The 14123-nt window shown below is 64.5% G+C and carries 11 protein-coding genes; 6 read left to right on the forward strand and 5 right to left on the reverse strand.

Features of this window, described 5'->3' with window-relative positions; genetic code table 11:
• The first annotated feature begins 135 nt into the window (after positions 1–135).
• The gene (locus tag NX782_RS20795; protein WP_258847403.1) at positions 136–1428 is read left to right on the forward strand and encodes an amidohydrolase; all 1293 of its coding nucleotides are present in this window, start codon (positions 136–138) and stop codon (positions 1426–1428) included.
• Between the two features lie 18 nt (positions 1429–1446).
• On the opposite strand, the gene NX782_RS20800 is transcribed toward NX782_RS20795, so the two are convergent.
• A complete protein-coding gene (locus tag NX782_RS20800) occupies positions 1447–3147 on the reverse strand; it encodes a tyrosinase family protein (RefSeq protein WP_258847404.1) in 1701 nt (566 codons plus the stop codon).
• Between the two features lie 288 nt (positions 3148–3435).
• Between NX782_RS20800 and NX782_RS20805 the strand changes: the two genes are divergently transcribed.
• Entirely contained in the window at positions 3436–4143 is a 708-nt protein-coding gene (locus NX782_RS20805) for an extracellular solute-binding protein (protein WP_258847405.1), read from the forward strand.
• Between the two features lies 1 nt (position 4144).
• Here the strand turns inward: NX782_RS20805 and NX782_RS20810 are convergent, their stop codons facing one another.
• Positions 4145–4372: a hypothetical protein gene (locus tag NX782_RS20810; RefSeq protein WP_258847406.1), complete on the reverse strand. Its 228-nt coding sequence runs from the start codon at positions 4370–4372 to the stop codon at positions 4145–4147.
• 9 nt (positions 4373–4381) lie between these two features.
• Between NX782_RS20810 and NX782_RS20815 the strand changes: the two genes are divergently transcribed.
• Positions 4382–5080, forward strand: a complete 699-nt coding sequence (locus NX782_RS20815) for an MOSC domain-containing protein (RefSeq protein ID WP_258847407.1) — start codon at positions 4382–4384, stop codon at positions 5078–5080.
• Here NX782_RS20815 and tssG read toward each other — a convergent pair.
• The 3 genes from tssG to tssE are packed head-to-tail and all read right to left on the reverse strand — an operon-like array spanning position 5077 to position 8421.
• A complete protein-coding gene (gene tssG / locus NX782_RS20820) occupies positions 5077–6123 on the reverse strand; it encodes a type VI secretion system baseplate subunit TssG (protein WP_258847408.1) in 1047 nt (348 codons plus the stop codon). The genes NX782_RS20815 and tssG overlap by 4 nt on opposite strands.
• On the reverse strand, positions 6087–7928 hold the full coding sequence (gene tssF, locus NX782_RS20825) for a type VI secretion system baseplate subunit TssF (RefSeq protein WP_258847409.1): 1842 nt from the start codon (positions 7926–7928) through the stop codon (positions 6087–6089). Before tssF ends, tssG begins: the two co-directional genes overlap by 37 nt.
• A gap of 1 nt (position 7929) precedes the next feature.
• Positions 7930–8421: a type VI secretion system baseplate subunit TssE gene (tssE, locus tag NX782_RS20830; RefSeq protein ID WP_258847410.1), complete on the reverse strand. Its 492-nt coding sequence runs from the start codon at positions 8419–8421 to the stop codon at positions 7930–7932.
• 173 nt (positions 8422–8594) lie between these two features.
• On the opposite strand from tssE, the gene tssK reads away from it, so the two are divergent.
• Genes tssK through NX782_RS20845 form a run of 3 tightly spaced genes read left to right on the forward strand, consistent with a single transcriptional unit; the run spans position 8595 to position 14116 of the window.
• A complete protein-coding gene (gene tssK / locus NX782_RS20835) occupies positions 8595–9938 on the forward strand; it encodes a type VI secretion system baseplate subunit TssK (protein WP_258847411.1) in 1344 nt (447 codons plus the stop codon).
• A 1-nt stretch (position 9939) separates the two neighbouring features.
• Entirely contained in the window at positions 9940–12708 is a 2769-nt protein-coding gene (locus tag NX782_RS20840) for a type VI secretion system Vgr family protein (RefSeq protein ID WP_258847412.1), read from the forward strand.
• Between the two features lie 28 nt (positions 12709–12736).
• Positions 12737–14116, forward strand: coding sequence for a hypothetical protein (locus NX782_RS20845; protein ID WP_258847413.1), 1380 nt, complete (start codon positions 12737–12739; stop codon positions 14114–14116).
• Positions 14117–14123 lie beyond the last annotated feature (7 nt).

The raw sequence follows: 14123 nt of genomic DNA on the forward strand, positions 1-14123 counted from the left end.
GCTCTGTAATACGTCGTCCCCGCGCAGGCGGGGACCCAAGTTGGCAAGCGTTCCGGTAACGCCAGCAGTACTTGGGTCCCCGCCTTCGCGGGGACGACGTTTTTGGGCTTCGTTTTTGTATGCTAGTCTTGCAGGATGAACAAGCCCATCCGCCACCTTGCCGCCGGAGTAGCGCTCGCGCTGCTGTCCCTCACCGCCCAGGCCCAGCAGGCCGCCCCCTTCAAGACCCAGGTCGCCGGCCGCGTCGACGCCATGTACCCGTGGCTGGACACGATTTACAAGGACCTGCACGCGCATCCGGAAACCGCATTCCAGGAAGTGCGTACCGCGAATAAACTGGCGGGCGAGATGCGCAAGCTCGGCTTCGAGGTGACGGAAAAGGTCGGCAAGACCGGCATCGTCGCGGTGCTGCGCAACGGCGCCGGGCCGACGGTACTGGTGCGCACCGAGCTCGATGGCCTGCCGATGGAAGAGAAGACCGGCCTGCCCTACGCCAGCCGCGGCCCCGCCACCCATAGCTGCGGGCACGATGTGCACATGGCCAGCTGGCTGGGTGCGGCGCGCACGCTGGTCGAGCTGAAAGCGCAGTGGAAGGGCACGCTGGTGTTCATCGGCCAGCCGGCCGAGGAGACGGTATCGGGCGCGAAGGCCATGCTGGACGATGGTCTGTTCAAGCGCTTTCCGAAGCCGGACTATGCGTTCGCGCTGCATTCCTGGCCGCTGGCGTATGGGTCGGTCGGTTTCAACGACGGCCCGGTGTCGTCGAATTCGGACGCCATCGAGATCGTCTTCAAGGGCCGCGGCGGGCACGGCTCGGCACCGGACAAGGCGCTCGATCCGATCGCGATCGCGGCGCGCTTCGTGACCGACGTGCAGACCGTGATCAGCCGCGAGAAGGATCCGAAGGAATTCGGCGTGGTGACGATCGGCGCGATCCACGGCGGCACGGTCGGCAACATTATCCCGGACACGGTGCAGGTACGCGGCACCATCCGCTCCTACAGCCCGGAAGTACGGGCGAAACTGCTGGACGGCGTGCGCCGGGTGGCGAATGCCTCGGCCGCCATGGCCGGCGCCCCGGCGCCCGACGTGCAGCTGATCGCGGGCGGTGCCGCCATCGTCAACAACGAGGAACTGGTACGCAAGACCGAGGCGGTGTTCAAGGATGCCTTCGGCGCCGCCAACGCCCAGCGCATGCCGGCGATGACGGCCAGCGAGGATTTTTCGCTGTACGCGCTGCAGGGTGTGCCGGCGATGTTCTTCTTCACCGGCGTCTACGAGCCGAAGGCGGTGGCGGAGGCCCAGCGTCCCGGCGGCACGCCGATCGCCTTCAACCACTCGCCCTTCTATGCGCCGGTGCCGGAACCGTCGATCAAGACCGCCGCGCAGGCGATGAGCCTGGCCGTGCTGAACGTGCTGTCGCGCTGAGGCGCTTCGGTAGGCGCTTCAGTACGACTCCACATTCACCGCCAGCAGCTCGACCGGGTTGTCCATCGCCATGTCATGGTGGCCCATCATGGCATGCAGCGGCAGCACGCGCAGCTTGAGTGCCCCATCCGCCGCCAGCGCCTGGACATTCGCGGCGTGGCCCAGCTTGTCGGCGAGCGGCAGCGCATACGACAGCGTGCCGCAGGTGCCGTGGCCGCCGATCATGGTGATGGTCGCCAGGTAGAACGGGCTGCCCGGCTCGATACCGGAGGGATCGTCGGGACCGTTCAGGAGAACCACGAAGGCGTCGCAGGCCCGCTCCGAAAAATTCAGCGTGATGTTGGCGACCAGCGTACTGCCCGCGCCGGCGCTCTGGCTGGCGACGCTGGATGGCAACTGCACCGTCGCACTGGCCGCCCTGGTCATCGCCACCAGGCGGTTCTGCACCTTGCCGGTGTACACGCGCCGCGCCGCCAGCCTGGGCCGCGGCTGGCTCGCAGCACGCCGCACCACGTCCTCGCCGGTGCCGGGTTCGTAGTCGTAGTCGAAGGCGCTGGTCCAGGCGTAATCCTCGGTGCGCGTCCTGGTGACTGGCCGGCCCTGGCTGTCGACGAAGAACAGCACCGGTTCGCGCGCCCAGCGGTAGTAATCGGTGTTCTTCTCTTCGGCCGATTTCTGCTCGTCCGGCAAATCGGTGCGCAGCTCGACGCCGCTGGGCAGCACCGGCAGGCCGAGCAGCTGCTGCTTGCGGGTCCAGACATCCCACAAGCGGTCCAGGTTCGCATGGTGCAGGAAGAAGACCGGGTCGACCGGCGACAGGAAGTTGTTCATGAAGCCCTGCGCATCCATGAAGTTGCAGTCGCGCGAACCGACGCAGCGGTGGATCGAATTGTGCGGCCTGCCTTCGATCACGCTGAAGCCGGCCATGGTGTGGTGATTGGCGCTCTTCAGGCTGCCGAAGGTCTGGAAGTCCGGCGCGGCCAGCGCGGCGTCGATGGTGGATCGCGACACCGCGTCGATCGTGGCGGCGGATAGGGCCGGCTGCTCGCGCCGGATGCCGCGGGCCCTGGTCTGGTCGTAGAACAGCGGGCCGGAGGGATCGCCGACGATGTCGAACATGATGTCTTCGGCGAAGCGGAATTTGCGGATCAGGAGCTGGCCGTAGCGGGTATTGCGGTCGAAGGCGCCGCCGGGCGCGGTCCAGTAGTCGGTGTTGGCAAGCGCCGTCTTGAGGCGGGCTTCGAATTCCTGGGCGTTTGCGATGTAGGCGGCGTTGGTCGGGTCGAGCACGTCGTTGAACATGCCGCTGGGGACTCTTTGTTCGGCGGTCCAGTCCCAGTAGGGCAGCGCGAATTGCGGGTCGCCGCTCAGCTCGCGGCAGATCTGTTCGAACCAGCCCAGATAGCCGCGGTGCCAGGGCAGCAGCCACCAGTTACCGTGCGGGCAGTCGAGCGTGTGCACCATGGCGATCCGGTACCAGTTGCGCGGATCCTCGGGCGGCAGCGCCAGCATCGCCCGCACGGCGCGCGCATAGCTCTCCAGCATCCGCGCCCCCGTCTTCGAACCCGACGCGTTGTATCGTCGGTAGCGCGCCGGCCTGGCCGTGGTTTGCGCGAACGGGGCGCCGAACGGCAGCATGCCGGCGCCTGCAGCCAGGCCGGCGGTTTTGAGAAGGGTGCGGCGGGACGGACTGAACGCATGCTGTACTGGTCGATTCATGACGTGCTCTCCGGGAAAGATATGCCGGTCGTGCATCCAGGAAAGATGCGAACCCAACGGGCATACCCGATCAGACTAGCTCGTCTGTTTCGGTGAGTTGATGGCAAAACTCAAGTAAAACCAGCCTAGGTCGCGATGCTAGAATTGCATCATCGATAAGCCAAGGAACATGTGATGGGCGCTTTTTCCGGCAACAGCCTGCGTCGAGCCGGCGCAGTCGCAGTCGCAGGCCTCGCGTGGGCGCTCTTCTCCCCGGCAGCTCTTGCACAGTCAACGATGGACAAGGACGTGACCGTCCTCGCGGCCGGCAGTCTGCGCGAGGTGATGAAGGATCTGGGCGACGCTTTCCGCAAGCAGTCGGGGATCGGGTTGTCCGCCAACTTCGGCCCCTCCGGTGGGCTGCGCAAGGACATCGAGGGCGGGCGCCAGATCGACGTCTTCGCCTCCGCCGACCTGGCCCATACGGACGCACTGGCGGCGCGCAAGCTGCTGGTGCAGTCGCAAACCTTCGCCTACAACGATTTATGTGTGGTGGCCATGCCTGCACTGGGCCTGAATGAAGCGAACCTGCTGGACGTCCTGTTGCGGCCCACGGTGCGCCTTGCCACCTCGACCCCGGTATCCGATCCGATGGGCGACTACACCTGGCAGTTCTTCAGGAATGCGGACAAGCTGCGGCCGGGCACCTTTGCCGTCTTCGACGCCAAGGCCTTGAAGCTGTCGGGGGCCAGCGCGCCCCTGCCCGGCCAGAAGCTGCCTTACGTGACGGCCTTCGAGGACGGCAAGACGGATGCTTACATCATGTACTGCACGAATGCGGCCAGCACCCTGAAAGCCCTGCCGCAGCTGGACGTGGTGCGTATTCCGGAAGCGCTGAACGTGCGCAGCAGCTACGGCATCGGCGCCGCTCCAGGTTCGCGCCAGGGCGAGCAATTCGTCCGCTTCGTGCTGGGCGAGGAAGGCCGGCGCATCCTGCGCGCACACGGTTTTAACTGATTCAGTTGGCGACCTTCCTGACTTCCAGGTCGCGCAACCCTTTGACGTGGCGCGGCCCGAAGTTCGTGTCCTTCAGCGAGACCAGCGCGATCTGCCCCTGGTCCGCGCCGGACACGGTAAGCTGGGTGCTGACATACTGCGCGGGATCGGCCGGCTTGTGTTCGGCGATGGCGGCCCGACCGGCGCCCATGCAGGCGGCCAGCAGCAGCAGACGGACGGATTGGCGCATGAGGACTCCTTGATCGACGAACATCTGATAACTGGCGCCGGCGGCGGACAAGTGCTGGCGCTGGCTTTGCGCGCGCCGCACAGCGCTGCGTCTACTTTGGTGGCGCAACTTGATGCCATCGCCGGCACCGGCATCGACGGCGACCGCCATGCCGACCCCCTGTCGCCGCGCCAGGTGCTGCTGGCCAGTGCGGCCGTGTATGCCGACCTGGCCCTGCCCGCGCACACGCTGGGCGAGAACCTGCTGGTCGACCTCGACACCGCGCAGCTGGCGTCCGGCACCGTGCTGCAGATCGGCGATGCGGTCCGCCTGCGGCTGATGTTCCAGTGCGAGGCCTGCGGCCATCTCGATGCCTTTCAAGCCGGCGTCTCGGGACGAATCGGCAGGCGCCGCGGCGTGCTGGCACGGGTGCTGGCCGGCGGCATCGTCCGGCCCGGCGACCGCATCCGCGACCTCGGCCGCATCCTGCCCGCCTGGGACGACGACTGGCGCGCACGGGTGGCGCAGGTGCTGCGTGCCCTGCCCGACGGGATGGTGCTGAGCTATGCCCAACTGGCGCGCCTGGCCGGCGTGCAGTCCAGCTACTGCCGCGCCTTTCCGCGCCTGGTAAAAGGATTGGGGTATGCCGGCAAGGCGGTGCCGGCGCAGGCGGCGGTGGGATTGCGCTGCTGGCAGGGGGAGGGCTTGTTCGACGATGATGCCGGCTAGAGTGCGTGCAGTTCGTAGCGCACGTCGCGCCGGTGCCGTTCCTGTTCGCCTTCGACCAGATAGGCATCCCAGCCCAGACGGCCGATGTTCGAACCCTCCCGCAATGTCACCTCGCGCACGTCGGCTGCGCGCAGCACCAGTTCCACTTCGTATTCGAGCGTCACGCCCGTAAACAGGGTCAGGATCGCGTGCAGCGCACGCGCCGCCAGGCCGCCGGGCAGAAATGCGTCGAAGCTGGCGCGGTCCAGCGGCCCGACCACGAGGCGCAGGCGCAGGTCGCGCTGCCACACGCGCACGCCCGTCATCGCGCCGGCGCCGAGGACGGCGGTGGCCTGGCCGAGTATGGTCTGCTGCTCGAATGGCACGTCGTACCACTGGCCGACGAACTGCTCCGCCGCCACCGACTGGCCGAAGTACTCGCTCAGCACGCGCGCGATCTGGGCGCTGGAGGCCGGTCGGTGCCGGATCGCGGCGGCAAAGTAACCGATCGATTCGTCCAGCACCTCGCCGCACCTGCCCTGCGACAGGCGTTCACGCAGTCCGGTGTTGCCGAAGCCGGCCAGGCCGAGCAGCAGCGGCAGGAAGCGGTCCTTGCCGTCGATCTGGTACTTGAAGGGCAGCCGGTACTTGCGCCAGGCTTCGTAGAACAGGGCCAGCGAGCGGTTCGAGAAGGTGTCGAGGAAGGCGCGCGGGCCTTCGTCCTTGTGCCGCGCTTCATGCTCGGCGATGCGTTCGTTGTAGTGGGCTGGCAGCACGCCGCCACAGCCCAGCAGGCCCATGAAGGCGGGCGTGACGTGGACGTAGCGGAGACCTTCGTCGTCCTGGGTTTCAAGGTCGATGGCTTCGAGCTGGCTGGCCGGAAAGCGGTGCGAGGTCGAATTCCGGAAGCGCAGCACGCCCGTCAGCGGGTCCGGTCTGGCTTTGCCATGGCGCCCGAGCCAGAGCTCGAGCAGGCGTACCGCCTGGAAGTAGTCGAAGCGCCAGGGCTCCTTGAGCAGACGCTCGATTACAGCAGGCTCGAATCGCCGCTTCTTGGCGAACATGCGAGTAACTCCTCTCCAGTCTTGTGCGAGACAATGGTCAGCTTGGTAAAACTGTTGGCGTGAACGTAGAGGGCCAGGAAGCGTTCGATCAGGTGGGCAAAGGCGTGGATGCCGCTGCCGATGAAGGCTTCCTCGTCGATCGTCAGGCGTACCTCGACCCCTCGCACCAGGCAGGTGAACGGGTTCCCCGGCAGCCAGGCGCTGGCCGGTTTCTGTTCGATGCCGACGATGCCCGCGATCTGGCGCTGCGAGGAGGCCGAGCGCGGCAGGTCGTACAGCGCCAGCATCTCGCGGAAAGCGTCGATCCCGTCCGTGGTCAGGGACAGGTGGTTCAGCGACAAGTGCGAGATCAGACGCCAGTGGGTGCCGCGTCCGTGCTCGAAGCGCCAGGAGTTGGTGGGCTTGCGCAGAAAAGCGATCGACTTCACGCTGGAGCCGCCATCGAGGAACAAGTCGCCGCCGGGCTGACCGTAGGTGAGCTGCGACGGCAGATCGCGGTTGGTGCAGGTGAGTTCCAGGTTCAGTGTGTCCGTCTCTACTGCCGCCGGGTCGAAGTCGACGTCGACGATCGTGATCTGGGTCTCGAAACCCGGGCTCTTGTCGATCATGGTCTCGTCGCGCCGCATGGCCCAGTAATGGCCGCTGCTGTCCGGCGCCTGCGCATGCTTGAGCGAATAGAAGGGTTGATAGGCGATGATCGATTCGCCCTGGGGCGTCTGCCGCACCAGCGAAACCGAATCGATCGCTTGCACCTCGTAGGCGAAAGCGCGGCGCGCGTCGGCCAGCACCGGATAGCTGGCGCTGGTATGGGTCAGGCGGATCGGCTCGCCCTTCTGCTTGAACAAATTCACGACCGGCGTGCAGCCGAGCAGCAGGTTGTTGGTCGACAGCGTCTCCAGCATGCGCGCCGTGTTCGAGTCCGCGCGTAGCCCGGACATGGCCAGGTGCAGAGTGAGCGTCCTGGTCCCCGGCGGCAGGCTGGCAGCCAACTGCGCCAGGTCGATGTCGAAGAAGTTGAATTTCTCGGGAAAGCAGAAGTACTCGGTCAGCAGCCGGTAGGCGGGATGCGAACGTGCCGGAAAATCGATCAGCGCATCCTCGTCGTCGAAGCCGGCACTATGGATCGGCACCGGGTCCAGGGGCACCCAGCGCCCGCTGCGGTCGGCCTCGGCCCAGGCGGCCACGGTACGCATGAATAGCGCATCGCGCAGCGCCGCGCAGAACGAGGGTTCGCCGTCGATGAACACGCGTAGCCGCGGCAACTGCAGCTGGCCCGGCGTCTGCTCGCCGGTGGCGGCGATGGTGAGCTTCAGGCCGGCGCCGGCGCCACCCGGCAGGCGCACCGCTTCCGGGCAGCGGATAATGGCGGAAAACGCGGCATCGACGATGGCCAGTGGCGCCACGCTGATCGGGTACACGGTGCGGAAAGTGCAGGCCGCGCCGCGCACCGGCCGCGTCGTCAACTGGGTGCCGCGCGGGATGGTGCTGGCGCCGGTCTGCTGCCTGGCGGCGGCGCCGACATCCATGTGCGCGATCGAGCACGAGGGAAAAGGCCGCAGGTAGTGCGGGTACAACACCTCGAACAGTGCTTCGGTGAATTCCGGGTAATCGTCGTCGAGGCGCTTGGCGATGCGTGCGTTGAGCAGCGCGAAGGACTCGATCATGCGTTCGATGTGCGGGTCTTCGCAGACCTCGCCGCTGATCAGAAGGCGTCCGGCGATTTTCGGATAGCGTTCGGCGAAGTCGCGCAGATTGCGGCGCAGGTAGCCCAGCTCGCGCTCGTAGTAGGGCAGCAGCTGCTCCACGTCAGGCTCCTCGGCCGGCTTTGCTGATGCTGTACTGGAGCGTCGAGCGCTGCAGCACCGCATCGAAGTTGACTGGCTCCTGCGAAGTGCTGGCCACCAGCATGGCTGTGATCGAGAAATTCAGGCGGTTGACGGCGCCCTCCCGCATCTCAAGCGAGGCCTTGACGTCTCGTAGACGCGGCTCGTGGCGTGCGATGACCTCTTCCAGGCTGGCGCAGATGTGGGCACGGTCGGCAGGACTGGATAGCGAGCGGTCGGCGAAGTCGTTCAGGCCGTAGTTCAGGATCGAGCTGCTGCATTCCGGATAGTCGCCGAGCAGCGCCTCGTCGACCACCGCGCGGGTGTTCAGCAGGGCTTCGAGGTCGCGCGCCACCGCATCCTTCAGATCTTCGGCCGAGATCCGCGACACCGTGGCGCCGCTCGCGCCGCCTGTCGCGCCACGCAGCGGCACCCCGAGCAGGCGGTCGAATAAACCAGGCGTGAACCCCTTCATCGACATCTCCTCGCGTGATCGAGCCGAAAGTCTTACATAGACGGGGCCGAAAAAATAGTTCAGTTGGGAAGCAGCCACCCAAAACTTGACCGAGAGCAAGACAGCACGGGATTGCAATAAAAAGGCCGCCACGAAAAAGCTATGGTGGTGGACTCGACAGGAGGGAACGCAACATGAACAGCAAGGTACTGTGGGGTGAAGGCCTGCTGCTGCGTCCGCAGCATTTCCAGCGACAAGACCAATACCATGAGCATCGCCTGCACAAGAGCATCGATGCAGTGCATCCGTATGCATGGGGCGTGGAGCGCCTGGAGATCGACCGCGATGCCCTCGGCAGCAATGTGCTGCGCATCCTGGCGCTGTCACTGCGCTTCCAGGACGGCGAACTGGTCGATGCGCCCGGTCCGGACGAGCTGCCGCCAACGGTCGACCTGGGTCAGCTGCAGGCGCCGCAGCAGCAGAGCGTGACGTATTACGCCGCCCTGCCGGGCCTGAAACCCTTCAGCGGCAACTTCGCCCAGCCCGGCCAGGACAGCAACACGGCGCGCTTCGTGCAGGCCAACCAGGAGACGCCCGACCTCTACACCCAGGCCTCGCCTGCCCAGCTGGCCTACCTGAAGAAAACGGTGCGCCTGGTGGCCGAGTTCGAGCCGCGCGACGCCTACACCTGCTTCCCGCTGCTGCGCCTGCGCCGCGCCGCCACCGGCGGCTTCGAGCTCGATCCTTCCTTCGTGCCGCCCAGCCTGTCGATAGGATCGGCACCGATGATCTTCCTGCAGCTGCGCCGCCTGCTGGACGCGCTGCAGGCCAAGGTCAGCGCCCTGTATGGCCACCACCGCGAGCCGAGCCGCAACGTGATCGAATTCCGCTCCGGCGACATGTCCTCGTTCTGGCTGCTGCACACGGCCAGCACCGCCTGCGCCGCGCTGACGCACTACCTGCACCACCCGGACCTGCATCCGGAGCGCCTCTACGAACAGCTGCTCGCCACCGCCGGTGCTCTGATGACTTTCTCGAAGAGCTGGACCCTGGCCGACCTGCCGCCCTACCAGCACGGCGACCCCGGCCCGGCCTTTTTGAGAGTCCACCAGATCATCCGCGAACTGCTCGACACCGTGATCTCGTCGAAGTACTTCGCGATCGTGTTGAACGAGGTGCGGCCCAGCTACCACCACGGCATGCTCGACTCCGGAAAAATCGACGACAAGACAGCCTTCTACATCGCGGTATCGGCCGATATCCCGGCGCTGGAGCTGGTCGACACGGTGCCCTTGCGCTTCAAGGTCGGGGCCCCGGACGACGTCGAGAAATGCGTGCTGTCCGCCCTGCCCGGCGTGCGCCTGCAGTACGCGCCGCAGCTGCCGGCGGCGGTGCCGGTGCGGCCCGACACCTGTTATTTCGTGCTCGACGCGAAAGGGCAGATGTACGAGCGCATGCTGCAGGCGCAGTCGGTGGCGATCTACGTGCCGTCGGGGATGAAGGAGCTCAAGCTCGAACTTCTGGCAGTGGCGGCCTGAGATGGGCAGCCTCTTTGCTGAAGGACTACGCCAGCATGCGCGCTTGATCACGCTCACCAGCAGCCAGGACGGCGAACTGCCGGAATCGCTGGTGGTGGAGCGTTTTACAGGCCGCGAAGGTGTGAATGCACTGTTTTGCTTCGAGATCGATGCGCTGAGCGTGTCGACCGATCTCGATGTGGCCGACTTCATCGGCGACGAACTGACCCTGCAGCTGCTGCAGCCGGACGGCAGCCGGCGCGCCTGGCATGGCCTGTGCACCCGGGCGGCCTGGCTCGGCGCGGACGGCGGCGTGGCGCGCTACCGCCTGCGGCTGGAGCCTGCCCTATCGCTGCTGGCACTGCGCCGCGACAGCTACATCTTCCAGGACAAGAACGCACGCGACATCCTCACCGAGCTGCTGATGGATTATCCACAGCTGCGCTTTGAATTCGATCTGACGCAGGCGCTCGACGTGCGCCCCATCTGCACCCAGTACCGCGAGAGCGACCTGGCCTTCTTCACGCGGCTGCTGGCATCGGAGGGACTGAGCTGGCGCTTCGTGCATGACGAGACCGGGCACCGGCTGGTCATCTTCGACACGCGCGCCCTGGCACCTGCGACACCAGGCGGCGCGACGATTCGCTTTCATGGCGTGCGCGCGACCGAGCAGGACGACAGCATCGACATGTTCAGTGCGCGGCGCCGAATTGCGGCAAATAGCGTAAGCATAAGTAGCTGGGACCCGGCGCAGCTGATGGCGCCGAGCGCCGAGCAGCAATCGCAGCTGGATGCGGGCGAGCTGCCTGTCCTGGGCATCTACGACGGCAGCGGTGAACGCATCGCCGCCGATGGCGATGGCGCTGACCGCCACAGCGGGCTGATGCTGCAGGCGCTGGAACTGGACAACAAGCACTTCGAGGGCGCCGGCGCGGTGCGGCGGCTGGCGGCCGGTCATGCCTTCACACTGACGCAGCACGAGCACTATCCGAAAGGAGAGAATGCCTTCGTTGTGCTGTGGGTGCAGCATGAAGGCCGCAACAACCTGCAGGCCGCCGGCATCGCCGGTACTGTGAAGGCAGAGGGTGACATCTACCGCAATACCTTTGCCTGCGTGCGCGACACGGTAGCCATCGTTCCCGACACGATTGTCGCGCCCCGGCCGTGCACCGCACCCGGGCCGCAGACGGCGCTGGTGGTCGGCCTGCCCGACGCGGCCATCACCACCACGCGCGACCATCAGGTAAGGATCCAGTTTCCCTGGCAGCGTGGACGCAACCCGAACCCCGGCGGCATGGCGCACAACAGCGATGACCAAGGCAGCGCACCCGGCGACGATACCGCCGGTACCTGGGTACGCGTGGCCGAAGCGCTGGCGGGACCCAATTGGGGCACGCAGTTCACGCCGCGCATCGGCACCGAAGTGCTGGTCGACTTCATCGAGGGCGACATCGACCGCCCCGTGATCGTCGCCCAGCTGTACACAGGCTCGGACCCGCCGCCGTTCGCCGCCGGTGTCGATTCCGGCATCGAACATGCCGGCGTGCTGTCCGGGATCCACACCCACACCCTCGACCGCGGTGGCTGGAACCAGTGGCAGATCGACGACACGCAAAACCAGCTACGCATGCGTTTGGCGACCAGCAGCGCGAACACCCAGCTGAATCTCGGCTACCTGGTTGACCAGCCACCCGGCTCGGCCCAGCGCGGCCGCTACCGCGGCAGCGGTTTCGAGCTGCGCACGGACGCCTGGGCCGTGCTGCGCGGCGCCGAAGGCGTGTTGCTGTCGACCAGCGCGCGACATGACGCGGTATCGACGCAGATGGACACAGCGGAAGCGCTGGCGATGTTCAAGGGTGCGCGTGCGCTGAACGACGCGCTGTCCGGTGCGGCTTCGCAACAGCAGGCTTTGTTCAGCGCGGAAGCGACTAAGGCGCAGACAGCGTTCATTGGACAGATCGATCCGCAGTCCAACGGCAAATATGCCGGCCCGGTGGGTGGCCAGGCGGCGCTGAAACCTGCGGCAGGCACCCGCGAACTGGATGCGTCGCAACCAGTCGAGAAATTCGGATCGGCGCTCGTCCTGATGGATTCAGCCGCCAGCATCAATTGGGCGACACCGGCATCGACGCTGCTCTACGCCGGGCAGCAACTGCACTGGACCACGCAGTCGGATCTGCACATGACGGCGGCGCATACGGTGTCGTCGGTGGCCGGCGGCGCTGCCGGCTTTTTCGCACACGGTGGCGGCATTCAAGCGATCGCCGGGAACGGGCCGGTGTCGCTGCAGGCGCATACAGATCAACTGGAGATCCTGGCGGACGGCGCGGTGACGGTCATTTCGGTCAACGACGGTATCGAGATCAAGGCGAAACAGAAGATCGTGCTGCAGGCAGGGCAGGCGGCGGTGACGCTGGAGGGTAGGGATATTACGTTTGCCTGTCCGGGGAATTTTAGCGTGAAAGGTGGGCAGCATTTGTTTGAGGGTGGGGCCAGTCAGGCTGCGGAATTGGCGCCCTTACCGGATGGGGCCAGCGAAATCAAAAACTTTATCGCCCTTAACTACCGTAGTGTGGACGGTGAGCCGATGGCGGGCGTCGGCTACAAGATCCGGTTTGAAGATGGCGCCGTCATCAGCGGCAAGCTCGATCAGGATGGCAACGCGCGACACGAGAACGTACCTGACGGGCCAATCCGTGCCGAATACGAAGAGCGCGAGCCTTTGAAAGACAAGCCATGGGACCCGATGGCAGCAATGCTCGCTAAAGCGAATGGCATGTTCGGCGATTGAAACCTTGGTTCACTATCTGGGACGTCACATGACCGATGAATTCGAGAATGCATTGGCGTGGTTCTGTTCAGCGCCCGGCGACTGGATTGAAAGCGGCAGGAAAAACCTGGCTGCCGGTGCTGAATGGGTATGGGAGGTGTTGCAGGGTGACTTCAATGATAGCGCCAGTACGGCGCAGGTCGTGACCGGGACCATTATCTCGATGATTCCTTTTGTTGACCAGATTTGCGATGTACGGGATTTGGTTGCGAACTGCAAAAGCATTAAACACGAGCCGGATAACACCTGGCGGTGGGTGGCGCTTGTACTGAGCCTGATTGGTTTGTTTCCGGGCCTGGGATCGCTTTTCAAAGGCTGCTTCAAAGTTGCTTTCGCCTCCATGCGCAAAGTCGGCACAGCGAGCGGTGTCACACCACGGCTTGCGCTGCACGCGGATGAGGCGGTGGCGCAGTTGAACCGCTTTCTCGAGCGTCCCGAGATCGTCAAGTCACTCAAGGCGCTCAAATGGGACAACCCCTACAAGGTTCTTGCTGCCAACTTGCGCACGCTTGCTGCAAAGGTCAACACAGGGGCGCTTCTACGTGCATTCAACGAGGCACAGAATGCTGCCGAGAGCTTGCTGAATCTGGTGAAACGGTGGGGCGGCAGTTCATTGGCTGCCAAGGCAGACGAATTGATCGCAATGATCTCAGGGGTTCATCGCAAGGCAGATCGGAAGTTGGCGGAGGCAGTGAAGCCAGTTCAAGACTTTTTGAACCAGCTGGCCCGGCGGCTCGATATCGAGGCAGATGTGGCACATCGGGCTTATCTGGATACCGTCAACTCGCATGCTTTTAAGAAGTTGGCGGAGGCAGAGGAAGTGGCAGCCTTTGGGAAGGCGAAGCCCGGCTGGGTGGACACGACAGGAAAAGAAACTTATCAGGCCCTTCGTAAAGCTCCGTCGGCGCAACCTGGATGGCCAAGTATTAAGGACTATCACACTTTCCATACCATGCATCCTGTAACCATTCCTCCCAATAATAAGCTGTATCGGATCATCGATCCTAAATCAAAGGACAACAGTATTTGTTGGATGAGCGAAAGCGAGTTTAAGAAATTGAAGTCGAAAGATGATTGGCGCCGGAAATTCGCTGTATGGGCGAACTGGAATAGCAACGGAGAATTTATCACTTACACGGTTCCGTCTGGCTCCGGATTAAACGTTTGGGAAGGCATAACAGCGTCGCAAAGACTAAAAAACACAAACTATGTACTAGAAGGCGGAGCTATTCAAATCGTTGTTGACCCCACCCATATGGAAAAGGTACATATTTCTCCTAGGCAGAAGACAGGGTGGGGATATGACGACTTAGGTACAGACAATGACCTCGTAGGTGTGCCTGTACAAATGAATAACTGGGCGGAATAGGAGCGAG

Source organism: Massilia norwichensis (assembly GCF_024753245.1).
In the GTDB taxonomy this organism is placed as follows: domain Bacteria; phylum Pseudomonadota; class Gammaproteobacteria; order Burkholderiales; family Burkholderiaceae_D; genus Telluria; species Telluria norwichensis.